This is a genomic window from Vibrio sp. VPAP30, assembly GCF_001188205.1.
Taxonomy (GTDB): Bacteria; Pseudomonadota; Gammaproteobacteria; order Enterobacterales; family Vibrionaceae; genus Vibrio; species Vibrio bivalvicida.
In genome coordinates, this window is sequence record NZ_LBLS01000043.1 from 245584 (window position 1) to 266943 (window position 21360).

The 21360-nt window shown below is 45.0% G+C and carries 23 protein-coding genes; 13 read left to right on the plus strand and 10 right to left on the minus strand.

Features of this window, described 5'->3' with window-relative positions:
* Positions 1–19 precede the first annotated feature (19 nt).
* The 3 genes from odhB to sucD all read left to right on the plus strand — a co-directional run bounded on the left by odhB (position 20) and on the right by sucD (position 3477).
* Positions 20–1228 (plus strand): 2-oxoglutarate dehydrogenase complex dihydrolipoyllysine-residue succinyltransferase, encoded by a 1209-nt coding sequence (gene odhB / locus ZX61_RS21395; RefSeq protein WP_049846607.1) that lies wholly within the window; start codon positions 20–22, stop codon positions 1226–1228.
* Between the two features lie 210 nt (positions 1229–1438).
* Positions 1439–2605, plus strand: a complete 1167-nt coding sequence (gene sucC, locus ZX61_RS21400) for an ADP-forming succinate--CoA ligase subunit beta (protein ID WP_049846608.1) — start codon at positions 1439–1441, stop codon at positions 2603–2605.
* The gene (gene sucD / locus ZX61_RS21405) at positions 2605–3477 is read left to right on the plus strand and encodes a succinate--CoA ligase subunit alpha (RefSeq protein WP_049846609.1); all 873 of its coding nucleotides are present in this window, start codon (positions 2605–2607) and stop codon (positions 3475–3477) included. The genes sucC and sucD overlap by 1 nt, the downstream gene beginning before the upstream one ends.
* Positions 3478–3577: 100 nt before the next feature.
* Here sucD and ZX61_RS21410 read toward each other — a convergent pair whose 3' ends face one another.
* Positions 3578–3865, minus strand: coding sequence for a hypothetical protein (locus ZX61_RS21410; RefSeq protein WP_049846610.1), 288 nt, complete (start codon positions 3863–3865; stop codon positions 3578–3580).
* Positions 3866–4651: 786 nt separating this feature from the next.
* Here ZX61_RS21410 and ZX61_RS21415 point away from each other — a divergent pair.
* Positions 4652–5170, plus strand: a complete 519-nt coding sequence (locus ZX61_RS21415; protein ID WP_049846611.1) for a GNAT family N-acetyltransferase — start codon at positions 4652–4654, stop codon at positions 5168–5170.
* Here ZX61_RS21415 and ZX61_RS21420 read toward each other — a convergent pair.
* Positions 5118–5417, minus strand: a complete 300-nt coding sequence (locus ZX61_RS21420; protein WP_049846612.1) for a DUF3301 domain-containing protein — start codon at positions 5415–5417, stop codon at positions 5118–5120. The two genes, ZX61_RS21415 and ZX61_RS21420, sit on opposite strands and share 53 nt — an antisense overlap.
* A 2-nt stretch (positions 5418–5419) precedes the next feature.
* On the minus strand, positions 5420–6457 hold the full coding sequence (locus ZX61_RS21425) for a DUF3549 family protein (RefSeq protein ID WP_049846613.1): 1038 nt from the start codon (positions 6455–6457) through the stop codon (positions 5420–5422).
* Positions 6458–6533: 76 nt separating this feature from the next.
* Here ZX61_RS21425 and ZX61_RS21430 point away from each other — a divergent pair, with 76 nt between their 5' ends.
* Positions 6534–6848, plus strand: a complete 315-nt coding sequence (locus tag ZX61_RS21430; RefSeq protein ID WP_049846614.1) for a YqcC family protein — start codon at positions 6534–6536, stop codon at positions 6846–6848.
* The gene (gene truC / locus ZX61_RS21435) at positions 6848–7570 is read left to right on the plus strand and encodes a tRNA pseudouridine(65) synthase TruC (protein ID WP_049846615.1); all 723 of its coding nucleotides are present in this window, start codon (positions 6848–6850) and stop codon (positions 7568–7570) included. Before ZX61_RS21430 ends, truC begins: the two co-directional genes overlap by 1 nt.
* A 47-nt stretch (positions 7571–7617) precedes the next feature.
* Here the strand turns inward: truC and ZX61_RS21440 are convergent, their stop codons facing one another.
* The 4 genes from ZX61_RS21440 to xseB all read right to left on the minus strand — a co-directional run bounded on the left by ZX61_RS21440 (position 7618) and on the right by xseB (position 11152).
* A complete protein-coding gene (locus ZX61_RS21440; RefSeq protein WP_049846616.1) occupies positions 7618–7905 on the minus strand; it encodes a Bor family protein in 288 nt (95 codons plus the stop codon).
* A 210-nt stretch (positions 7906–8115) separates the two neighbouring features.
* Positions 8116–9981, minus strand: coding sequence for a 1-deoxy-D-xylulose-5-phosphate synthase (dxs, locus tag ZX61_RS21445; protein ID WP_049846617.1), 1866 nt, complete (start codon positions 9979–9981; stop codon positions 8116–8118).
* 22 nt (positions 9982–10003) lie between these two features.
* Entirely contained in the window at positions 10004–10888 is an 885-nt protein-coding gene (ispA, locus tag ZX61_RS21450) for a (2E,6E)-farnesyl diphosphate synthase (protein ID WP_049846618.1), read from the minus strand.
* 21 nt (positions 10889–10909) lie between these two features.
* Positions 10910–11152: an exodeoxyribonuclease VII small subunit gene (xseB, locus tag ZX61_RS21455; protein WP_049846619.1), complete on the minus strand. Its 243-nt coding sequence runs from the start codon at positions 11150–11152 to the stop codon at positions 10910–10912.
* Positions 11153–11413: 261 nt separating this feature from the next.
* Here xseB and pomA point away from each other — a divergent pair, with 261 nt between their 5' ends.
* The 7 genes from pomA to rlmM all read left to right on the plus strand — a co-directional run bounded on the left by pomA (position 11414) and on the right by rlmM (position 18105).
* The gene (gene pomA / locus ZX61_RS21460) at positions 11414–12178 is read left to right on the plus strand and encodes a flagellar motor protein PomA (protein ID WP_004744530.1); all 765 of its coding nucleotides are present in this window, start codon (positions 11414–11416) and stop codon (positions 12176–12178) included.
* A 10-nt stretch (positions 12179–12188) separates the two neighbouring features.
* On the plus strand, positions 12189–13130 hold the full coding sequence (locus ZX61_RS21465) for a flagellar motor protein MotB (RefSeq protein ID WP_049846620.1): 942 nt from the start codon (positions 12189–12191) through the stop codon (positions 13128–13130).
* Between the two features lie 149 nt (positions 13131–13279).
* Positions 13280–14728, plus strand: coding sequence for a tRNA uracil 4-sulfurtransferase ThiI (thiI, locus tag ZX61_RS21470; RefSeq protein WP_049846621.1), 1449 nt, complete (start codon positions 13280–13282; stop codon positions 14726–14728).
* A gap of 373 nt (positions 14729–15101) precedes the next feature.
* A complete protein-coding gene (locus tag ZX61_RS21475; RefSeq protein ID WP_049846622.1) occupies positions 15102–16010 on the plus strand; it encodes a transcriptional regulator GcvA in 909 nt (302 codons plus the stop codon).
* Positions 16003–16629, plus strand: coding sequence for an alpha/beta fold hydrolase (locus ZX61_RS21480; protein ID WP_049846623.1), 627 nt, complete (start codon positions 16003–16005; stop codon positions 16627–16629). Before ZX61_RS21475 ends, ZX61_RS21480 begins: the two co-directional genes overlap by 8 nt.
* Positions 16619–17017, plus strand: a complete 399-nt coding sequence (locus tag ZX61_RS21485) for a DUF423 domain-containing protein (RefSeq protein ID WP_049846624.1) — start codon at positions 16619–16621, stop codon at positions 17015–17017. Before ZX61_RS21480 ends, ZX61_RS21485 begins: the two co-directional genes overlap by 11 nt.
* Positions 17014–18105 (plus strand): 23S rRNA (cytidine(2498)-2'-O)-methyltransferase RlmM, encoded by a 1092-nt coding sequence (gene rlmM / locus ZX61_RS21490; protein ID WP_049846625.1) that lies wholly within the window; start codon positions 17014–17016, stop codon positions 18103–18105. The genes ZX61_RS21485 and rlmM overlap by 4 nt, the downstream gene beginning before the upstream one ends.
* 37 nt (positions 18106–18142) lie before the next feature.
* On the opposite strand, the gene ZX61_RS21495 is transcribed toward rlmM, so the two are convergent.
* The 3 genes from ZX61_RS21495 to ppnN all read right to left on the minus strand — a co-directional run bounded on the left by ZX61_RS21495 (position 18143) and on the right by ppnN (position 21303).
* Positions 18143–18895 carry a DNA/RNA non-specific endonuclease gene (locus tag ZX61_RS21495; protein ID WP_049846626.1) on the minus strand — a complete coding sequence of 251 codons (753 nt, stop codon included), beginning with the start codon at positions 18893–18895 and terminating at the stop codon, positions 18143–18145.
* A gap of 193 nt (positions 18896–19088) precedes the next feature.
* Positions 19089–19874: a flap endonuclease Xni gene (xni, locus tag ZX61_RS21500; protein WP_049846627.1), complete on the minus strand. Its 786-nt coding sequence runs from the start codon at positions 19872–19874 to the stop codon at positions 19089–19091.
* Positions 19875–19938: 64 nt separating this feature from the next.
* Complete coding sequence (gene ppnN / locus ZX61_RS21505; RefSeq protein ID WP_049846628.1) at positions 19939–21303, minus strand: nucleotide 5'-monophosphate nucleosidase PpnN; 1365 nt, start codon at positions 21301–21303, stop codon at positions 19939–19941.
* Positions 21304–21360: the final 57 nt, after the last annotated feature.

Genomic DNA, 21360 nt, shown 5'->3' on the forward strand with positions numbered 1-21360 from the left:
GTGAAAGGAAGAAACAGATATGACAATTGAAATTCTGGTTCCAGATTTACCTGAATCGGTTGCTGACGCAACAGTCGCAACATGGCACAAACAACCTGGTGACGCAATTGAGCGTGACGAGGTTTTGGTCGACATCGAAACTGATAAAGTGGTTCTTGAAGTACCAGCTCCAGAAGCAGGGGTTCTAGAAGCCATCATTGAAGAAGAAGGTGCTACAGTGCTTTCAAAGCAGCTAATCGCTAAGCTTAAGCCTGGTGCAGTTGCGGGAGAGCCGACTAAAGACACCACTGAAGAGTCTGAAGCATCTCCTGATAAGCGCCATAAAGCTTCGCTAACAGAAGAGAGCAACGATGCGCTTAGCCCTGCGGTTCGTCGTCTACTCGGTGAACACGGTCTTGAAGCAAGCCAAGTGAAAGGTACTGGTGTTGGCGGTCGTATTACGCGTGAAGACATTGAAGCGCACTTAGCGAACGCAAAAGAAGCGCCTAAAGCAGATGTTCCTGCGGCTGTGGAAGCACCCGCTGCCGCTCGTAGTCAGAAACGTGTACCAATGACACGCCTGCGCAAGACAGTGGCAAACCGTCTTCTAGAAGCGAAGAACAATACAGCGATGCTGACCACGTTTAATGAAGTGAATATGAAGCCAATCATGGATCTTCGTAAACAATACAAAGATCAGTTTGAAGAGCGCCACGGTATTCGCTTAGGCTTTATGTCTTTCTACGTTAAAGCGGTAACTGAAGCGTTGAAGCGTTATCCAGAGGTAAACGCATCGATTGATGGTGAAGACATTGTTTACCACAACTACTTCGATATCAGTATGGCGGTATCAACGCCACGTGGTCTAGTGACTCCAGTACTGAAGGACTGTGACACACTAGGTTTTGCTGATGTTGAGAAGGGCATCAAAGAGCTAGCAATCAAAGGCCGTGATGGCAAGCTAACAGTTGATGAACTAATGGGTGGTAACTTTACTATCACTAACGGTGGTGTGTTTGGTTCTCTAATGTCGACACCTATCATTAACCCGCCACAGTCGGCAATTCTTGGTATGCACAAAATCCAAGAACGCCCAATGGCGGTGGATGGCAAGGTTGAAATTCTGCCTATGATGTACTTAGCGCTATCTTACGATCACCGTTTAATCGATGGTCGTGAGTCAGTGGGCTTCCTAGTAACCATCAAAGAGTTACTTGAAGACCCAGCACGTCTGCTGTTAGACGTTTAATGTCGCTAAAACGTCTAGTGGCCTGTGGTTGCTAGACGTTGAATAAATTTCAAGGCTAGACTAGCTCAACTGTCTGGCCTTCACTTGAGTCTTTATTTGCCCAAAAAGCGAAATAAGATTTATTTGAGAAGACCCTACAGACGTCTGCACTTAACCAGCGGCGTTATGGAAATAATAATCCCTACAAGGGAAAATAAACGGAATATCAAAATGAATTTGCATGAATACCAAGCCAAACAGCTGTTTGCAGAATTCGGTTTGCCTGTACCGGAAGGTTACGCGTGTGATACACCACAAGAAGCCTTTGAGGCGGCTGGTCGTATCTCAACAGAGAAGAAAGTCGTTAAGTGTCAGGTTCACGCAGGTGGACGTGGTAAAGCGGGTGGTGTAGAGCTACACGACACCAAAGATGGCGTTAAAGAGTTTGCTCAAAAGTGGCTAGGTAAAAATCTAGTTACTTATCAAACAGATGCGAATGGTCAGCCTGTAACTAAAATTCTTGTTGAAGAAGCGTCTAACATTGCTAACGAACTTTATCTAGGTGCGGTTGTTGATCGTGCAACGCGTAAAGTTGTATTCATGGCATCGACTGAAGGTGGTGTTGAAATCGAAAAAGTTGCAGAAGAGACTCCAGAGTTAATTCACAAAGCAGCTATCGATCCACTAGTCGGCCCTCAAGCTTATCAAGGCCGTGAGCTAGCATTCAAGCTAGGTCTTGAAGGCGATCAAATCAAACAGTTTGTTAAGATCTTCATGGGTCTTGGCAACATGTTCTCTCAGTACGATTTAGCTCTACTAGAGATCAACCCTCTTGTTATTACTGGCGAAGGCAACCTACTTTGTCTAGACGGTAAGATCAACATTGATTCTAACGCTATGTACCGCCAGCCTAAGCTGCGTGAAATGCACGATCCTTCGCAAGAAGACGAGCGTGAAGCACATGCAGCTCAGTGGGAACTGAACTACGTAGCACTAGACGGTAATGTTGGTTGTATGGTTAACGGTGCGGGCCTTGCGATGGGTACGATGGATATCGTAAACCTACATGGCGGCAAACCTGCTAACTTCCTAGACGTTGGTGGTGGCGCAACTAAAGAGCGTGTTGCTGAGGCATTTAAGATCATCCTTTCTGATGACAATGTGAAAGCGGTACTTGTAAACATCTTCGGTGGTATCGTTCGTTGTGACATGATCGCAGAAGGTATTATCGGTGCGGTTAAAGAAGTAGGTGTAACGGTTCCTGTTGTTGTTCGTCTTGAAGGTACTAACGCTGACCTAGGTCGCGAAGTTCTTGCTAATTCTGATGTTGATATCATTGCTGCTGAGTCGCTAACAGATGCTGCTCAGAAAGTTGTTGCTGCTGCGGAGGCTAAATAATGTCTGTACTAATTAACAAAGACACTAAAGTAATCTGTCAGGGCTTCACTGGTGGTCAAGGTACTTTCCACTCTGAGCAAGCTATCGCATACGGTACGCAGATGGTCGGTGGTGTTTCTCCTGGTAAAGGTGGTCAAACTCACTTAGATCTACCTGTATTCAACACAGTACGCGAAGCAGTCGAAGCAACTGGCGCGACAGCAACCGTAATCTATGTACCTGCTCCTTTCTGTAAAGATGCAATCCTTGAAGCGATTGACGCAGGTATCGAGCTGATCGTAACAATCACGGAAGGTATCCCAACAACAGATATGATCGATGTTAAAGTGAAGCTAGAAGAAACTGGTGTTCGCATGATCGGTCCTAACTGTCCAGGCGTTATCACTCCTGATGAGTGTAAGATTGGTATCATGCCAGGCCATATCCACAAGAAAGGTAAAGTGGGTATCGTTTCTCGCTCAGGAACACTAACGTACGAAGCGGTTAAGCAAACAACTGACGAAGGTTTCGGCCAATCTACTTGTGTAGGTATTGGTGGTGACCCAATCCCAGGTTCAAACTTCATCGATATTCTGAAGTTGTTCCAAGAAGACCCTGAGACTGAAGCAATCGTAATGATTGGTGAAATCGGTGGTACTGCGGAAGAAGAAGCTGCAGCGTACATCAAAGAGAACGTCACGAAACCAGTTGTTTCTTACATTGCAGGTGTTACAGCTCCTCCAGGTAAACGTATGGGTCACGCAGGTGCAATCATCTCTGGTGGTAAAGGTACTGCGGAAGACAAGTTTGCTGCATTAGAAGCAGCAGGCGTTAAGACGGTTAAGTCTCTAGCAGAAATCGGTAAAGGTCTACGCGAGATTACTGGTTGGTAATTTAGCCAATTGTTATAAATGAAGGCTTGGCATTCGCCAAGCCTTTTGTTTTTGTGCTCTCCAGCTCTCCAGCTCTCCAGCTCTCCAGCTCTCCAGCTTTTTATCCCGCTAACTTCTTCTCAATCGCAACCAGTCTTGCGGTTAGATCTGCAACCTCTTGTTCCAATTGCTTTATACGATCCTGATCGTTTGATCCAGTTTTCGCCGCGACTTCGATTTTTGGTACACGATTAGAGCTCTTCCAGCTTTTTAATGTAGTGATTAAAGCCGGCATTGGGACAGAGGTACTCAAGCGCACTTTGACTAAGGCTACAGTCGGCTCCTTTCCTTCTGCGTGTAACTGTTCAAGGATATCTTTTAGCTCTTGGCTAACATCTTGAGTAAGCATAAAACCTCCATTGTGTTGTGATCACCAATAATACTGAGCTTAGCAATAATTGACTAATGGAAAATTAAGAAATGGCGTGTGCGAGATTTCTCACAAGTGATGTAAGACAAAGTGCGTTTGAAACACAGTAATAGTCACTAATTATACTTTAAGTTATTGATTTATAATGGTTTTATGTTTTATTTCTAACTTATTTCAATAATAGTTTTCTTTCATGGCATTGTCTTAAAGGTGAATTCGAGTAAATTAGAAAGTGTCGGAAGGATGCTGACACGGAACAGGAAATACCAAGGATTGGGAATCTTCAGGATGAAGATTGGTTGACGAGGAACGTTGATCAAGCATGGAGCGAAAGGACATTGTAAGGATACGTTCGCTAACAGGATGTTAGTGGCAAGGATGACAATGGACACCTCTAGGATGAGGCTAGGACAGTATCAGGATGATATAAAGGACACCGCTCAAGGAACAAGTGATGTGGAGCTGACGAGGATTGTTAGCTATCAGGACGATTAGGACACCGCTAGGAAGGCGAAGGCAGGATTTTACTGAAGGATTCAGTAACTTATTAAGGAAGATGCATGGAGCACCTTTTGTAGCCGGATTGCTGCGAGTAAGACTATAGCCCCGATACTAACGTATCGGGGCTTTTCTTAGATCTCACCTTTATAAAAAACTCTAACAACAACGTTCAAAAAACTACCTAGATCAATAAAGGCTTTTACAAGTTGGTTTAACTTTCGGCTTTGTTTTACAAGACAATTTTGCTGCTAACAAGGATGTGTCATGACTATAGTGACTCGCCGTGCGTTATTGGTTCCCTATAACGACTCATTACAATCTGAATTTCTGATGCTCAATTGCTGTGCTATCAATCGAGCTCAGATGAACGGTGCCCATACTGTGGCGTCTGCAAAGAAACTATTTGATAAAGTTCTCAGTGATCGAAACATTTACGCGATGGCGGTATTAGATAGTCATACTCGTGAATTTATTGGCCATGTTTTTATTTCAGACTTAGATACTCAGCCAGAGCTCGGATACATTTTTGATAAAGGCTATTGGGGTAGAGGCATTGCGAGTGAAGTGTTGCAGGCATTTTTCCCTAAAGCAGTCAGAGACTTAAATCTGGAACAGGTACTAGCAACCGCTAATGTTGGTCATGAACCATCAGTGCGAATCCTTACAAAGCTTGGCTTTCAGTTAAACGCACATAAGAAAGATACATTTGGCTCGTATGATGAATATGTATTTACATCCGATGTGGTGGAAGCTCAACCTTTGCTAGCTGGAAACCTTGCATAAGGATTCGACCTTGATAGCAGTCATCACCGAGTGAAGAAAATTCAAATTGATAAACAGAATGCCAACGCCAGACACCGTCTGGCGTTTTTAGTTTATGACCTTTAAGTGCCACGCTCAGCAGTTGCAAATCAAGCTCTTTGCACTTACGCGCAGCGATGGTTTTAGCGAGTTCTGCTTGGCGCCGTTGTTGCCAAAAAACAAGGCACACTATCGCCAACCCTAGGATAGCAAAAAGGTCATGAATCATAGTTATGCCTTGGCAGCCTTCTGGAGGTTAATTAGCGCTTTAGCTAACTCTTGAGAAGGACTAGAGTGTAGCAAGGGTAACAGCACCATTCTCAGTTCAGGCAGCATAACTAAATCGGCAAACAACTGGTTAAATAACGCCTGATTACCTGTTTGAGCAAGCCTTAGCAGGAACTGTTCCGCAGTTTTAGGGTCACTTAGCCAATGCCAACAGCGGCCAGCAACACCAATTAACACTTCTTGATGACTTAAACGTGGAGAGGCGAGTATTTGGTCGATGATTGGTTGGCTAAGCGGTAGTGGTGCACCTGACAACGCGCGTATCAAAGCAGACAGTAGGAATAGGTCCGGTTCGTTGCTATCAATTTGCTGTTGCGCTATTTCAACCAAGCGTTCAGCCAGTTTTTGCGGTAAGTCAGTATGTTCAAGTGCACCAAGTAAGGCATACAGAGGCTCGTTAGGAAGGTATTTTAATGCCTTCTTAATATTGACGCCATTCTGCTCCTGGCCCAAACGTGCGCAGATGTCGGTCACACCTTGTAAGCCAACCGTGTGCCATTTGTCCCACTCTAATCCACCAGAGAAATATTGCTGGGCATGTTCATAGTATTGGCTGCATGGAAGATTTAACTCAGCTCGGATTTGGCTATGGAAAACCGCCATCTTATCTTCGGCAGGTTTGAAAGTGTACGGATTGTTGGACAGCTTTTGCTGCTGCTCTTCGCTCATATCTTGATTCAAGCGCGTTCCCATCGCTTCAATCACGTATTTGATGAAGTTACCGATATCGGCCTGTTTAAGTAGCCCTCGTTCATCCAATTCAAACTTAAGAAACCATATCCAAGGCTGCTGTTGAGAGTTCCAGTAAGCGATTGCCAAGTGCGCCTTGCGCTGCATTGGAAAAGGGTAAGCTTGTTGACCCTTTTCGACATCGGCAAAAACCTTACTATCAATCTTCTTGATTCGACGACCAAGATCAAACACTTGATAGTGACAGTCACTGTTGGTCAACAATTGGCTAAGAGTATGAATGGTTTCCATTAGAGATTTGTCCTAACTTTCTTTCCTATATAAATGGTACTCTTAGGGTAATTTTCAAGGTCAGTAACAAAGATAAATGACAAAAGAGAAACAATTAGCGGCGTTGATTGATCAATTAGAGCAGTCAATGAAGCAGCTTGATAGGTGGCAAACCGAATCACCAACTGAGAAAGCACTTCAAAGTCAGCAGCCGTTTGCGCTCGATGCTTTAACCCCCGAAGAGTGGTTGCAGTGGATCTTCATCGTAAAACTACGTGCAATGCTAGAGCAATTACAACCAATTCCTTACGGGTTTTCGCTGTCGCCTTATTTTGAGGAGTGTTGGAAAGATCAGCCCGATTTGATGCCAATTATTACTATCTTGCAGCAAATTGATAAGGAGTGCCGCTAATGCTTGAGATTGTGTTTCAAGATGAATACTTTGTCGCAGTGAACAAGCCTGCAGGTATGTTGGTTCACCGTAGTTGGTTAGATAAACACGAAACCCAGTTTGTGATGCAAACTTTGCGTGATCAAATTGGTCAGCATGTTTTTCCACTTCATCGACTTGATCGCCCTACATCGGGTGTACTGATTTTTGCCTTGTCGAGTGAAGTGGCCTCTCAGGTGATGCCGATGTTTGCTAATCATGAGATGGAAAAAACCTACCATGCGATAGTGCGCGGCTGGGTTGAAGAACAAGGACGTTTGGATTATCCACTCAAAGTCGAGCTCGACAAAATTGCCGACAAACATGCAAGCCAAAACAAAGAAGCTCAAGAAGCGATAACGGATTACTCTCCATTAGCAAAAACAGAGATTGCTTACTCGACAGGTAAATTCCCCACTACACGTTATTGTATGGTAGAGATGAAACCACTGACTGGACGTAAACATCAACTTAGACGTCATATGGCGCATCTAAGGCACCCTATAGTGGGTGACACTACACATGGCGATGGTAAGCACAACAAGCTATTCCGCGAGGTTTATGATTCACATCGCTTACTGTTGCATGCCTCTAGCTTGAAGTTTGTGCACCCGTTTACAGGGCAGGCGTTAGTGATTACAGCGGGAGTGGACGAGACTTGGCACAAGCTATGTGCTGAGTTTGACTGGGATATACCCAATTAGGAAACAGAAACCGTCACTTCGAGACAAAGTGACGGTTAGAAGCGGAATTACTTACAGTAAACACGAGCTTCGCGAGGAGTGTAAATACCAAAAGTAATCGTGCTAAATACGATGTCTTTGAAAGTTTGCTGCGTTTCTACTTTTGCTACTTTATCCACTGAACCACATACTTGAGCGGCGTCAATTTGCTTGCTTTGTCCAATACCGCTAACAAAGAAATGATGCGATGTGAGTTCAGTAGCTTCGTTGGTTTCTGCTGGTGCTACAACAAATGTTTGCTGGGCACAGCCAGATGCCAAAAGAGCAATTGCCGCTGCGATAACAAGTTTTTTCATAACTCTTTCCTTAAAAAATAATGGTTCCAAACCGGCAAGTGTACGGATTGATTTGCCAAGCGCAGTGTAACAAGTTTCTTATTGGTGCGTATGTCTCGTGTTTGTATTTATTTGTCATGTGATTAAGTTTTGTGATATCGATAACTAATTGAACGAGAAAACAAAAAGCCCTCCGAAGAGGGCTTTATCAGTAACAGATTAATGACAAACTTATCGAGTAAGATATTCGCGAATAGATTGCTCGATGCCCGCAGCGTCAAGACCAAGCTCTTGGTGCAACTCTTCTTGAGTACCTTGAGCGATGAACTTATCAGGCAAGCCAAGATTGAGAACGGGTTTGATTATTTTCTCTTGCATCATAAACTCGATCACACCCGCACCGGCCCCGCCAGCAATTGCATTCTCTTCTAGCGTTACCAATACGTCGTGCTCAACAGCGAGTTGCTTAATGAGTGCTTCATCGAGGGGCTTAACAAAACGCATATCTGCGACTGTCGCATTGAGTGTTTCTGCTGCTTGTTGGGCACTACTTAAAAAAGTACCAAAGTTGAGGATGGCTACTTTTTCGCCTTGGCGGACTATGCGTCCTTTACCGATTTCTAGCGCCGTGAATGCCTGTTCGATTTCTGCTCCTGTTCCGGTCCCGCGTGGGTAACGTACTGCAGATGGTCCGGTATGTTTGTGACCTGTGTAGAGCATCTGACGGCACTCATTTTCATCACTAGGGGCCATAATGACCATGTTTGGAATACAGCGCATAAAGCTGAGATCAAACGCGCCTTGGTGAGTTTGACCATCTGCTCCAACAAGACCGGCTCGGTCAATGGCGAACATCACAGGTAGATCCATGATAGCGACATCGTGAATTAACTGATCGTAACCGCGCTGCAAGAAGGTTGAGTAAATTGCCACAATAGGGTGGTCGCCAGCAATTGCCATACCTGTTGCAAGTGTGACGGCGTGTTGCTCTGCGATTGCGACGTCAAAGTACTGCTGAGGAAACTCCTTAGAAAAGCGAACCATGCCAGAGCCTTCACGCATGGCAGGAGTAATCGCCATTAGCTTTGGATCTTGCGCCGCCATATCACATAGAAAATCACCAAAAATTTTCGAGTAACTTGGCTTTGTACCATTGCTCTTCGGCAGTGAGTTATGGCTTGGATCAAATTTCGGTACGCCATGATAACCAATCGGATCTTTTTCCGCTGGTTCATAGCCTTTACCTTTTTTGGTCATGATATGTAAAAATTGTGGGCCTTTAAGTTCACGCATATTTTTAAGCGTTTTGACTAGCTCGTTAACATCATGGCCATCTACTGGTCCAATATAGTTAAAACCGAGTTCTTCAAACAAAGTCCCTGGAACGACCATGCCTTTCAGGTGTTCTTCAGTGCGACGTACTAGCTCTTTAATTGGAGGTACGCCTGAGAGCACCTTTTTGCCACCTTCGCGGATCGATGTGTATAGGCTCCCCGATAGGACTTGAGCAAGATGGTTGTTAAGCGCACCGACGTTCTCTGAAATTGACATTTCGTTGTCGTTAAGAATGACCAGCATATCAGGGTGAACGTCACCTGCATGGTTCATGGCTTCAAATGCCATACCCGCAGTGATAGCCCCATCACCAATGACGCTGACCACTTTACGGTTCTGCTCTTCTTTGCTCGCACTTATCGCCATACCAAGAGCCGCACTAATCGAAGTCGAAGAGTGGCCTACAGAAAGGGTGTCGTACTCACTCTCTTCGCGCCAAGGAAACGGGTGCAGCCCTTCTTTTTGGCGGATTGTTGGCATTTGATCACGACGCCCGGTCAGTATTTTGTGTGGATATGCTTGGTGGCCAACATCCCAGACCAATTGGTCAAAAGGCGTATTGTAGACGTAATGTAGAGCAACGGTAAGCTCTACGGTGCCAAGACCAGAGGCGAGGTGACCGCTCGACTGACTGACCGAATTCAATAAGTAGGTGCGTAGTTCATCACACAGTTTTGGTAGCACTTCTTTAGGAAGACTACGTAGCTCTTCAGGTGTATCTGCTAAAGCCAGTGTTGGATATTTCGAAATATCAAGAGTCATATAAAAATGCGCGCTTATAGTGTTAGTTTTTGCGCTCGATGACGTATCGGGCGAACTCTTCAAGTAACTCTGTATTGTATGGGATTGCAGCCAAAGCTTGAAGGGCTTCATTTAACAGAGTGTGAGCTTTGTTGATAGCTCCGTCTAATCCAAGCAAAGCTGGGTAGGTGCTTTTGTTTAATTCTTGGTCAGAACCCTGAGGTTTACCTAAGGTCTCTGTATCACTGATGATATCTAAAATATCGTCTTGAACCTGAAACGCGAGACCAATCGCATCGGCGAACTTATCAAGCTGAGGCATGACTTCTAGCCCTTTTTGCCCTGCTGCAAGTGCGCCAAGACGAATAGCAGACTTCATTAAAGCCCCTGTCTTGTTACGGTGAATCTCTTTTAGCTCTTGTAAGGATACCGCTCTGTTCTCTGCGGCGAGATCGAGAGCTTGTCCTAGGCACATGCCGTTGGCTCCAGAAGCATCGGCCAGCACTTTGACCATTCGTATACGGTTGCACTCAGCGGTAGGGTGCAATGAACCTTCTGCCAAAATCGTAAACGCTAAAGTTTGCAACGCGTCACCAGTCAAAATGGCAGTGGCTTCATCAAACTTGATGTGGCAAGTAGGTTTTCCACGGCGCAACTCATCATCATCCATTGCCGGAAGATCATCGTGAATAAGCGAGTAAGCATGGATACATTCCACAGCGGATGCCGGAGTATCAAGATCATCAAGGTGGCAACCCAGCATCTGGCCCGTAATGTAAGCCAGAAATGGGCGCGCACGCTTACCACCGAGCAGTAGCCCATAGCGCATTGCTTCAATCAGAGGTTGGTTTTGATGTGGCAGCGCTAGCAGCCAACGATTAAGCTGAGCATTGTTTCGCTGTTGAAGAGAGGTTAATGCCTCATACATGACAGACATATTCTATAACTATTATTCAGGCTGAGCGTTAAATTCAGAAAGCGGAGACTCATCATCATTTTGCAATAAGATGTTGACACGTTGCTCTGCGTCACTAAGTTTTGACTGCCCTGAGCGAGCAAGCGCAATACCACGCTCAAACTTTTTCAGCGCATCTTCTAATGCTAAATCACCATTTTCAAGATTCTCAACGATTACATCGAGCTCTTCGATGGTTGCCTCAAAGGTCATATTTTCTGGTTTCTTACTCGCCATAATGGTTTTACCTAGATAAAGATGGACGAAACTTACCTTAGCCGATAATGATGGTCAAATGTAACCGAGAAAATTTGTCACAAAAATCGAGCTTGTACGGTCATATTCTGCGCGCACACTCAATATAGGGCTAAAGTCTAGTAAGTATCTGCTACTCAGCATCTATATTTATGTGAGTACAGTACCAATAAAATACTAAAGATCTTAAGATGTTGCCGATATAATTTGTTAGAAGCTTAAAGATAGCATGAGGAGTGCTCTGTGGATTTAGCAACGCTGGTAGGACTGATTGGCGGTTTTGCTTTCGTCATTATGGCAATGATACTGGGCGGAAGCATCATGATGTTCATCGACGTCACGTCGATTCTTATCGTGGTGGGTGGCTCTACCTTCGTAGTGTTGATGAAGTTCACTATGGGGCAGTTCTTTGGTGCAGCCAAAATCGCCGGTAAAGCTTTCATGTTCAAAGCCGACGAGCCAGAAGATTTAATTGCTAAAGTGGTAGAGATGGCAGATGCAGCGCGCAAAGGCGGTTTTCTTGCTCTAGAAGAGATGGAAATCACCAATAGCTTTATGCAGAAGGGTATTGACTTGTTAGTGGATGGCCACGACGCGGATGTGGTTCGTGCGGCGCTGCAAAAAGACATTGCCTTAACCGATGAAAGGCATGATTTTGGTTCTAGTGTATTCAGAGCCTTTGGTGACGTAGCACCCGCGATGGGGATGATCGGTACTCTTGTTGGTCTGGTTGCCATGCTGTCTAACATGGATGATCCGAAAGCGATCGGTCCTGCGATGGCGGTAGCACTTTTGACCACACTATACGGTGCGATTCTTTCCAATATGGTGTTCTTCCCAATCGCCGATAAGCTTTCTCTTCGTCGTGAGCAAGAAAAACTCAATCGCCGCTTAATCATGGATGGCGTACTTGCAATTCAAGATGGTCAAAACCCACGTGTTATTGACAGTTATCTGAAGAATTACCTCAATGAAGGTAAGCGTGCTCTTGACGTAGATAACGAGTAAGGTCGCTGATATGGAAGAAGAAGAACCAAAATGTCCGCCACCTGGCCTTCCGCTATGGATGGGAACTTTTGCTGACTTGATGTCGCTGTTGATGTGTTTCTTCGTGCTATTGCTCTCGTTTTCCGAAATGGATGTACTGAAGTTTAAACAGATTGCCGGTTCAATGAAGTTCGCATTCGGTGTTCAAAACCGATTGGAAGTGAAAGATATCCCGAAAGGAACCAGTATCATTGCTCAGGAATTTAGACCGGGTCGACCAGAACCGACGCCTATCGATGTGATTATGCAGCAAACCATTGATATTACTCAGCAGACTCTTGAATTCCACGAAGGTGAATCAGACAGAGCAGGAGGGACGCAGCGTGATGAAGGTAAACTCACTGGCGGGCAGTCTCCCGATACCTCTACGCAGAATAACCAAAACTCTGAATCTGACAGCCAGCAGCAACAGTCCGCTGAACTTTCCGAAGAGTTAGAGACCATTATGGAAAGTATCAAGAAAGCGCTTGAGCGTGAAATTGAGCAGGGAGCGGTTGAAGTAGAAAACCTTGGTCAGCAAATCGATATCCGAATTCGTGAGAAGGGCGCGTTCCCAGAAGGGTCGGCGTTCCTACAACCTAAGTTTCGTCCTCTAGTTCGCCAAATTGCCGATCTGGTCAAAGACATTCCCGGTATTATTCGAGTGTCTGGGCATACAGATAATCAACGTATAGATTCAGAACTGTATCGTTCCAACTGGGATCTCTCTGCGCAGCGAGCGGTGTCGGTGGCGCAAGAAATGGAAAAAGTGCGTGGATTTAGCCATCAGAGGCTACGTGTGCGAGGAATGGCCGATACAGAGCCACTCGGACCTAATGATACAGAAGCGCAGCGTTCACGTAACCGCCGAGTCGAAATCAGTATTATGCAAGGTGAAGCCCTTCTGAGCGACGAAGTTCCTGTTATTCAATAATCTTGCTGGACCAAAAAAGACGAGCACAAACGCTCGTCTTTTTTATGGCCTTTGCTTCATGTATAATCTTGCGCCCTTAGAGGCAGCTCATAGCTGCGAAGCGCCATTGAGCGTGAAAATAGCGAAACAGTTAACTTGTGAAGTGAATTATGAAATTTATCGTAAAGCCCCATCCAGAAATTTTTGTAAAAAGTGAGTCGGTGCGTAAGCGCTTCACAAAGATTCTTGAGTGCAACATCCGTAACGTTATCAAGAGTCGTACAGAGTCTGTCGCTGTTTTCAACCGTCGTGATCATATTGAAGTCACGGCGGAAACGGATGAATTTTACAAAGAGACAATCGAAGTATTGACTCATACTCCGGGTATTCACCACATACTTGAAGTGCAACAGTCAGAGTTTAAAGATCTGCACGATATCTTTGAGCAAGTGCTAGAGCTAAACCGTCCTAACCTCGAAGGTAAGACGTTTGTGGTTCGCGCTAAGCGTCGTGGTAAGCATGACTTCACGTCTATTGAGCTAGAGCGTTACGTAGGTGGCGGCTTAAACCAAGCGATTGAAAGTGCGAGTGTAAAACTGCGCAACCCTGACGTGACGGTTAAAGTGGAAGTCGTTAACGAGAAGCTTAACCAAGTGCTTAGACGTTACAAAGGTTTAGGTGGTTTCCCGCTGGGCACGCAAGAAGATGTATTAAGCCTGATTTCTGGTGGTTTTGATTCTGGTGTCTCTAGTTATTTACACATCAAGCGTGGCTCTAAAGTTCACTACTGCTTCTTTAACCTCGGCGGCCCTGCACACGAGATTGGTGTTAAGCAGGTTTCTCATTATCTGTGGAATAAGTACGGCTCGTCAGCAAAAGTACGCTTTATCTCAGTTGACTTTGAACCTGTAGTGGCAGAGATTCTCGAGAAGGTTGATGATGGCCAAATGGGTGTTATCTTAAAGCGTATGTTCATGCGTGCTGCGGGTATGGTGGCGGAGAAGTTCAAGATTGAAGCTCTCGTCACTGGTGAAGCATTAGGTCAGGTATCAAGTCAAACCCTAACCAACTTGCGTCATATCGATAACGTTACAGATACGTTGATTCTGCGCCCGCTAATTAACTGGGATAAAGAAGACATCATCAACCTAGCGCGCGATATTGGCACTGAAGACTTTGCTAAGACCATGCCTGAATACTGTGGTGTCATTTCTAAGAAACCGACAGTGAAAGCGATCAAGGCGAAACTTGAAGTAGAAGAAGAAAAGTTCGACTTTGACATTCTTGAGCAGGTTGTGCGTGATGCTCGAGTGATGGATATTCGTGATATCGCTAAAGAAACAGAGCAAGCTGCACCAGAAGTTGAACAGGTTCAAGCGGTAGAAGAGCACGCTATCGTATTAGATATCCGCAGCCCTGAAGAAGAAGATGACAGCCCACTTGAGATTGATGGTGTAGAAGTCAAACATATCCCATTCTTTAAATTGGGTACTCAGTTTGGTGATTTAGACCAAGCGAAAACGTATCTGCTTTACTGTGACCGTGGCGTAATGAGTCGTTTGCAGGCACTGTACTTGCAAGAGCAAGGTTTCAATAACGTTAAGGTATACCGACCGTAACGAATTACTGTCATTGAGTGGAAAAGCGCAAATCGTTATTCGTTTTGCGCTTTTTTTTTGCTCTTGACTTATTTTGGGCATAAAAAAACACCGCCATATAGGCGGTGCTAAATATTTGACAGACAGGTCAAAATAAATACAGGAAGTATATGTTTTGTTTCCTTAGAAACAAAACTGGTAGAAACCTACCGAACTCGAAATACGAGTTTGCAAACACAACATCGCAACAAGAGGCCAATTGATCTAACAAGTAAATCAAGCCGTTCTGACTTCTCGTTGCGGAGTGAAATATAGAATTTCTCTGGTCGTCAGGCAATGGACATTTTATAATGTTTCAGATAAAAAAAACTAATCCAATTCATAGAAGGTCACTATGTCCAGAAGATTGCCTCCTTTGAACTCACTAAAAGTGTTCGAAGCCGCGGCTCGACATCTGAGTTTTACTCGTGCAGCCGAAGAGTTGTTTGTGACTCAGGCTGCTGTCAGTCATCAGATCAAAGCGCTAGAAGAATTCCTTGGCTTAAAACTATTCAGGCGAAGAAACCGATCGCTACTGCTTACCGAAGAAGGTCAAAGTTACTTTCTTGATATAAAAGATATCTTCACATCGCTAGCGGAAGCTACTGATAAAGTACTCGAGCGTAGTGAAAAAGGAGCGCTAACCATCAGTTTACCACCAAGCTTCGCGATTCAATGGTTGGTACCACGTTTGGCTGACTTTAATCAACAGGAGCCAGATATTGATGTGCGAATTAAGGCCGTGGATATGGATGAAGGTTCGTTGACAGATGATGTCGACGTCGCAATCTATTATGGACGAGGTAACTGGCCGGGTTTGCGAGCAGATAAATTGTATCAAGAATTTTTGATCCCACTCTGTTCACCTTCATTACTTTTAGGTAACAAATCATTAGAAACTCTAAGTGATCTGAAGTTGCATACACTGCTTCATGACACCTCTCGGAAAGACTGGAAACAGTTTGCAAAGCAAAACGGTATAGAAGGGGTTAATGTCAACCACGGACCGATCTTCAGCCACTCAACTATGGTTCTTCAAGCTGCTGCTCACGGTCAGGGTGTCGCACTTGGCAACAACGTACTCGCTCAGCCAGAACTTGAGGCAGGGCGCCTGATAGCGCCATTTGATGAGGTATTGGTATCTAAGAATGCCTTCTATGTCGTCTGCCATGATAAACAAGCCGATATGGGGCGTATTGCTACTTTCCGAGACTGGATGTTAGCCAAAGCGCAAAGTGAGCAAGAGGAGCTGCTAGATGACTGATTATCTCATTGACGGTGACAAAGGCAATCCACTGTTTATCTTTGCTCACGGTGCTGGAGCAGGAATGGATCATACTTTTATGGAAGCTGTGGCAAAAGGCTTGGCCGAAAAAGGTATTCAAGTTGTTCGCTTTAACTTTCCTTATATGGTTAAGCGTGCTGAAGATGGCAAGAAGCGTCCACCTGATAGAGCGCCTAAGCTATTGGAAGCTTATCAAACCGTTATCGAAGAGCATTGTAAAACAGGTGCGGTGGTGATCGGTGGTAAGTCCATGGGAGGGCGTATGGCGAGTCTTCTAGCGGGCGAGGATAACGTTGCAGCAGTAGCTTGTTTGGGTTTTCCATTCCATCCACCCGGTAAACCGGAAAACTACAAAGGTGCCCACTTAGTAAAGCTAGAAAAGCCTTGTCTGATTGTTCAAGGCGAGCGTGATACCTTTGGCAAGAAGGAGGAATTCGAGCAGTTTGAATTTTCTTCTGCAGTTCAGGTGGAATTTATTCCTGATGGTGATCATAGCTTTAAACCACGTAAACGCTCTGGGTATGGTGAAGAAAGCAATATTGCCTTAGCTGTTGAGCATCTGGCGAAGTTTATTCGTGAGGTTTACGATGGGCAGTAAGCATTGGCTAGCATTAGGCGGTGTGATTTGTGGACTTGGGGTCGGCTTAGGCGCATTTGCAGCCCATGGTCTAAAGAAGATTCTGTCACCATATCTGATTGAGGTATTTTCAACAGGCGTGCAGTATCAGTTTATACATGGCATCGCTATTTTGCTTTGCGGCACCTTGCTTAGCCAAAAATTGCCACTTAAGTCACAAAAATATTTCTCCCTTGCCGCCGTTTGCTTTATCATCGGCATCCTTTGTTTTAGCGGCAGTCTCTATTTGCTGGCATTAACAGGCATTAAATGGTTTGGTCCTATCACTCCATTAGGTGGTGGAACGTTTATGCTTGGTTGGGGATTGTTCGTTTACGCAGCACTACAGGTTAAAGAGGTGAATCAGTGAAACAATTAATGCTCTACTGCCGCAGCGGCTTTGAAAAAGAGTGTGCCGGAGAAATTCAGGATCGTGCGACTCAGTTAGAAGTATTTGGTTTCCCGCGTCTCAAGAAGAACACAGGTTACGTGTTGTTTGAATGCTATCAAGATGGCGATGCACAAAAGCTTGTCAAAGAGCTTGATTTTAAATCACTGATTTTTGCTCGCCAGATCTTTGCTGTTGCTGTTGAAATTCAAGAACTGCCACGTGAAGATCGTATCTCGCCGATTTTGCATGATTTAAGCTTCGTAGAAACAATGCCTCGTTGTGGCGATATTCGCGTCGAAACGCCTGATACCAACGAAGCGAAAGAGCTACTCAAGTTCTGTCGTAAGTTCACTGTGCCAATGCGACAAGCTCTACGTGGCAAAGAGATTCTGTTCCCGAAAGACAGCCCTAAAAAGCCTGTGCTACACATTTGCTTTGTCGCTCCGACGCATTGCTTCATCGGTTATTCTTTACCTAGCAATAACTCACAGTTTTTTATGGGGATTCCACGCCTTAAGTTCCCGGCAGATGCTCCAAGCCGTTCAACCTTGAAACTTGAAGAAGCGTTTCATGTATTTATTCCTCGTGAAGAGTGGGATGAGCGTCTTGCTGCAGGTATGTGGGGTGTCGATCTGGGCGCATGCCCTGGGGGGTGGACTTACCAACTGGTTAAGCGCTCAATGTTCGTTCATTCTGTCGATAACGGCATGATGGCGGATAGCCTAATGGAAACGGGTCAGGTTAAGCATCACCAAGAAGATGGTTTTAAGTTTGAGCCTGCGCGTAAGAACGTGACTTGGCTGGTATGTGACATGATTGAGAAACCATCACGTGTTGCGCAGTTAATGGGTGAGTGGATTATTAGCGGTTGGGCGAAAGAGGCGATCTTTAACCTTAAATTGCCAATGAAAGGTCGTTATGATGAAGTACTAGAAGATATCGAGAACTTAAAATTCTTCCTAATTGAAAATGGTGTGAAGTTTAAGTTGCAAGCGAAACATCTCTACCATGACCGTGAAGAGATTACGGTTCATGTTCAGTGTCTATCTAATATTTCCCCGCGCTAAGATTGAAAAACGCTCCCACTCATGGGAGCGTTTTTGTTTAGTTAGAGGTCGGCCACATCTGCCAAAGCTGCGCTTCCATCGTCTCCTCAGTGCTGTCAGCGATGAGAGAGAAAAAGTCTAAACCAGTTTGCTGTTCAACTGCGTCGATTGTAGTGACAAAGTTTGCGAGTTCACTGCTTGAAACGTCTCTATGCGGAACGATGAAAGCAATGGCTTCGTTGAAAGCTGGATCTAACACAACTTTATAAAAAGCGCTCGGTATGATGACATTGTTACCGATAGTGCTTTCATTCCCCTGATAGATAGGGCCAGTGACAACATAAAGTTCATTGTACTCATTGGCAAGATCGCGCACATGCTCTTCCAGTATGCGCCAGCCTACTCGGTTAAAGCCCGGAAGTTGAGGAGACATATTGCTCATCAGAAAGCTTTGTTTCATCGAGTCTTGGCTAAAATCCATGGTGGCGGATGGTGCGAGATGTCCGCGGTCGTATCCTGAACCGCTGTAATCTGCCAGCTTGGAGCGAGCATAATCAGGTAGCTCATTGTCTTCTTTAAAACTATTACTGCGTTTGAAGCTCGCGTTTACGCTTTCTGCGGTAACGTGGTAAGCAACCCAATCGGCGTTTTTGGTTTGGTAGTTGTAGCCAACCGCATAACCATCTCGACACAGTACCTGATCAGATTGATAAGACGGTAAACCAACATCTAAGTGCTTACCGCAGGTTGTTTGTGCAAATGTTGGCAGTGAAAAGATAACAGCAAGTGTGAGTAAAATTGTATTCTTCATTATTATGCTCCTTGTTATTGGAGCTATGAAAAATAGTTGATTGGTCTTGAGTTACTGTGATGGTGATTAAATGTTAATCAATACCCAGTCTGGTATTGAGTAGATAAATATTAAGCGTGTGAAAGTAACGGATTTCACAACAGATTAAATTAACATTGTATTTCTAATCAATAACTTGCTTATATTCAATCTCTTACTCAGTGTGCTCATTTGCACCACTGAAACGGATATCTTGCAGATTAAAGCCAAGTTGCATATCAGTTTTAAGTGCGGCAATGGTTTTACACTTACGTGCTGACTCAATGTGTTCATCGAGTTTTTTTCGATATTTCTCTGGGAGTTCGTCGCTGGCAAAGGCTTGTTCAATATCGCTAAATTGAGTCAGAATTGCTTTGGCTGCTTTTGGTCCAATCCCCGGAACTCCAGGAACTTGGCTTGAGCTGATTCCAGTTAAGCCCCAGTAGTCTGCAAGCTGATTCGGTTTAACGCCAAATTCTGCTTCGATAAAAGGTTCATCTAGCCAACGATGTTGAAAGTAGTCTCGGATCTGCAGAGTCGGGGAAAGGAGCTGGCAGTAGCCTTTATCTGTGGAGACAATGGTGACTTTTTCACCATGATTGGCAACCTTAGTTGCCAGTGTCGCGACCAAATCATCGGCTTCATCTCCATCGGAAAGGAGAGAATCAATGCCAAGCTTCCACCACGCATCTTGAATCGCGTCTAAACCTTCTAGCAGAGGCTCTGGCATAGGTTTTCGGCTCTGTTTGTACTCTGGCAGGATTTCTGCTCGCCAGCCGCGCTCTTGCTGGTGATGATCAAATACGGCAATGATATGAGTAGGCTGTGATTCAGATAAGATGCGATTGATCGTTCGCATTGTGGTATTAATGGTTCTTGCTATATCAGTGGGATCTGGCTGTGCTGAATGAACGCGTCGGATCAGATTAAGGGCGTCGATAATAACAAGATGAATAGACATACAAATCAAAAAAATAAGGGCTTGAAGCCCTTATTGTATAGATTGAGGTTGAGATTACCAGCGACTAACCATTGGTCTTAATCTGATAGCAAGGTTCGTAGGCGCTACCACCGGGTAATTTCATACGATCTTGTTCGACAAAGTCTTTCAGCAGTTTATCCATTTTTTTCATCAGGTTCGCATCACCATCCAAGGTAAACGGTCCATGACGTTCGATTTCGCGGATACCTTCTGCTTTAACGTTGCCTGCCACGATGCCTGAGAACGCCTGACGTAGTGCGGCAGCCAGGTTTTCTGGACGCTGATTTAAATGCAAGTCTAAGCTCGCCATATTGTCGTGGGTCGGGTCGAATGGCAGTTGGAATTCCGGTTCAATCTTTAGCGACCAGTTGAAGCTATATGCATCGCCCGTATCTTTACGGTATTGACGGACATCCGTCATACTTTGCTTCATGATTTGTGCTACTTTGGCTGGGTCATCAACCACGATTTGATAGTGCTTCTGCGCATCTTCACCCAATGTATCACCTATAAAGCGGTCAATAGAGCGGAAGTACTCTTCACTCTCTTTCGGGCCAGTCAAGACGATTGGTAGTGGTTGTTCTGCATTGTCAGGGTGCATCATAATACCCAAGATATAGAGTAGTTCTTCTGCCGTTCCTGCGCCGCCAGGGAAAATGACAATGCCGTGAGCCATTCGAACGAACGCTTCTAGACGTTTCTCGATATCTGGCATGATCACCAGTTCGTTGACTATCGGGTTTGGTGGCTCGGCGGCAATAATTGATGGTTCAGTGAGGCCTAAATAGCGCTGTTCATAGTAACGTTGCTTTGCATGTCCAATCGCAGCCCCTTTCATTGGTCCTTCCATCGCGCCGGGCCCACAACCGGTACATATGTTTAGCTCGCGTAAGCCTAGTTCGTGGCCCACTTCGCGGGTGTATTGATATTCTGTGCCATTGATTGAGTGCCCACCCCAACAGATCACCAGGTTTGGCTCAATGCCCGGGGTCAACGTACCGGCATTGCGCAGAATACCAAACACTAGGTTAGTAATGTGGCTCGCATTGGTTAGGTTCAAGCGCTGGTTATCGGCAAGATGCATATTGACGTAGACAATGTCGCGCAAGACAGAGAATAAGTGTTCTTGAATGCCTTTGATTATCTCACCATCAACAAAAGCATGCTCCGGTGCGTTGGTGAGTTCTAGCTTAATCCCACGCTCACGGCGTACGACATTCACATCAAAAGATTTGTATCTATCCAGTAACTCTTTGGAGTTGTCAGTGTGGCTACCAGAGTTGAGCACCGCGAGGGTACAGTTGCGGTAAAGTTGGTAAAGATCACTTGCAGCGGTTTTCTTAAGGCGCTCAACTTCTAGTTGAGAAAGCAAATCCATACTACCAGCTGGACTAATGTGTGTGATCATAGTGACCTCCTTGACGAAACAGCACTCAAGTTGAGTGAGGTATCATTATTGTTATTG

What these genes read in the sequence shown, in the direction of transcription:
- odhB (WP_049846607.1), top strand. Translation starts at nt 20, where the DNA reads ATGACAATTGAAATTCTGGTTCCAGATTTACCTGAATCGGTTGCTGAC.
- sucC (WP_049846608.1), top strand. Translation starts at nt 1,439, where the DNA reads ATGAATTTGCATGAATACCAAGCCAAACAGCTGTTTGCAGAATTCGGT.
- sucD (WP_049846609.1), top strand. Translation starts at nt 2,605, where the DNA reads ATGTCTGTACTAATTAACAAAGACACTAAAGTAATCTGTCAGGGCTTC.
- ZX61_RS21410 (WP_049846610.1), bottom strand. Translation starts at nt 3,865, where the DNA reads ATGCTTACTCAAGATGTTAGCCAAGAGCTAAAAGATATCCTTGAACAG.
- ZX61_RS21415 (WP_049846611.1), top strand. Translation starts at nt 4,652, where the DNA reads ATGACTATAGTGACTCGCCGTGCGTTATTGGTTCCCTATAACGACTCA.
- ZX61_RS21420 (WP_049846612.1), bottom strand. Translation starts at nt 5,417, where the DNA reads ATGATTCATGACCTTTTTGCTATCCTAGGGTTGGCGATAGTGTGCCTT.
- ZX61_RS21425 (WP_049846613.1), bottom strand. Translation starts at nt 6,457, where the DNA reads ATGGAAACCATTCATACTCTTAGCCAATTGTTGACCAACAGTGACTGT.
- ZX61_RS21430 (WP_049846614.1), top strand. Translation starts at nt 6,534, where the DNA reads ATGACAAAAGAGAAACAATTAGCGGCGTTGATTGATCAATTAGAGCAG.
- truC (WP_049846615.1), top strand. Translation starts at nt 6,848, where the DNA reads ATGCTTGAGATTGTGTTTCAAGATGAATACTTTGTCGCAGTGAACAAG.
- ZX61_RS21440 (WP_049846616.1), bottom strand. Translation starts at nt 7,905, where the DNA reads ATGAAAAAACTTGTTATCGCAGCGGCAATTGCTCTTTTGGCATCTGGC.
- dxs (WP_049846617.1), bottom strand. Translation starts at nt 9,981, where the DNA reads ATGACTCTTGATATTTCGAAATATCCAACACTGGCTTTAGCAGATACA.
- ispA (WP_049846618.1), bottom strand. Translation starts at nt 10,888, where the DNA reads ATGTATGAGGCATTAACCTCTCTTCAACAGCGAAACAATGCTCAGCTT.
- xseB (WP_049846619.1), bottom strand. Translation starts at nt 11,152, where the DNA reads ATGGCGAGTAAGAAACCAGAAAATATGACCTTTGAGGCAACCATCGAA.
- ZX61_RS21465 (WP_049846620.1), top strand. Translation starts at nt 12,189, where the DNA reads ATGGAAGAAGAAGAACCAAAATGTCCGCCACCTGGCCTTCCGCTATGG.
- thiI (WP_049846621.1), top strand. Translation starts at nt 13,280, where the DNA reads ATGAAATTTATCGTAAAGCCCCATCCAGAAATTTTTGTAAAAAGTGAG.
- ZX61_RS21475 (WP_049846622.1), top strand. Translation starts at nt 15,102, where the DNA reads ATGTCCAGAAGATTGCCTCCTTTGAACTCACTAAAAGTGTTCGAAGCC.
- ZX61_RS21480 (WP_049846623.1), top strand. Translation starts at nt 16,003, where the DNA reads ATGACTGATTATCTCATTGACGGTGACAAAGGCAATCCACTGTTTATC.
- ZX61_RS21485 (WP_049846624.1), top strand. Translation starts at nt 16,619, where the DNA reads ATGGGCAGTAAGCATTGGCTAGCATTAGGCGGTGTGATTTGTGGACTT.
- ZX61_RS21495 (WP_049846626.1), bottom strand. Translation starts at nt 18,895, where the DNA reads ATGAAGAATACAATTTTACTCACACTTGCTGTTATCTTTTCACTGCCA.
- xni (WP_049846627.1), bottom strand. Translation starts at nt 19,874, where the DNA reads ATGTCTATTCATCTTGTTATTATCGACGCCCTTAATCTGATCCGACGC.
- ppnN (WP_049846628.1), bottom strand. Translation starts at nt 21,303, where the DNA reads ATGATCACACACATTAGTCCAGCTGGTAGTATGGATTTGCTTTCTCAA.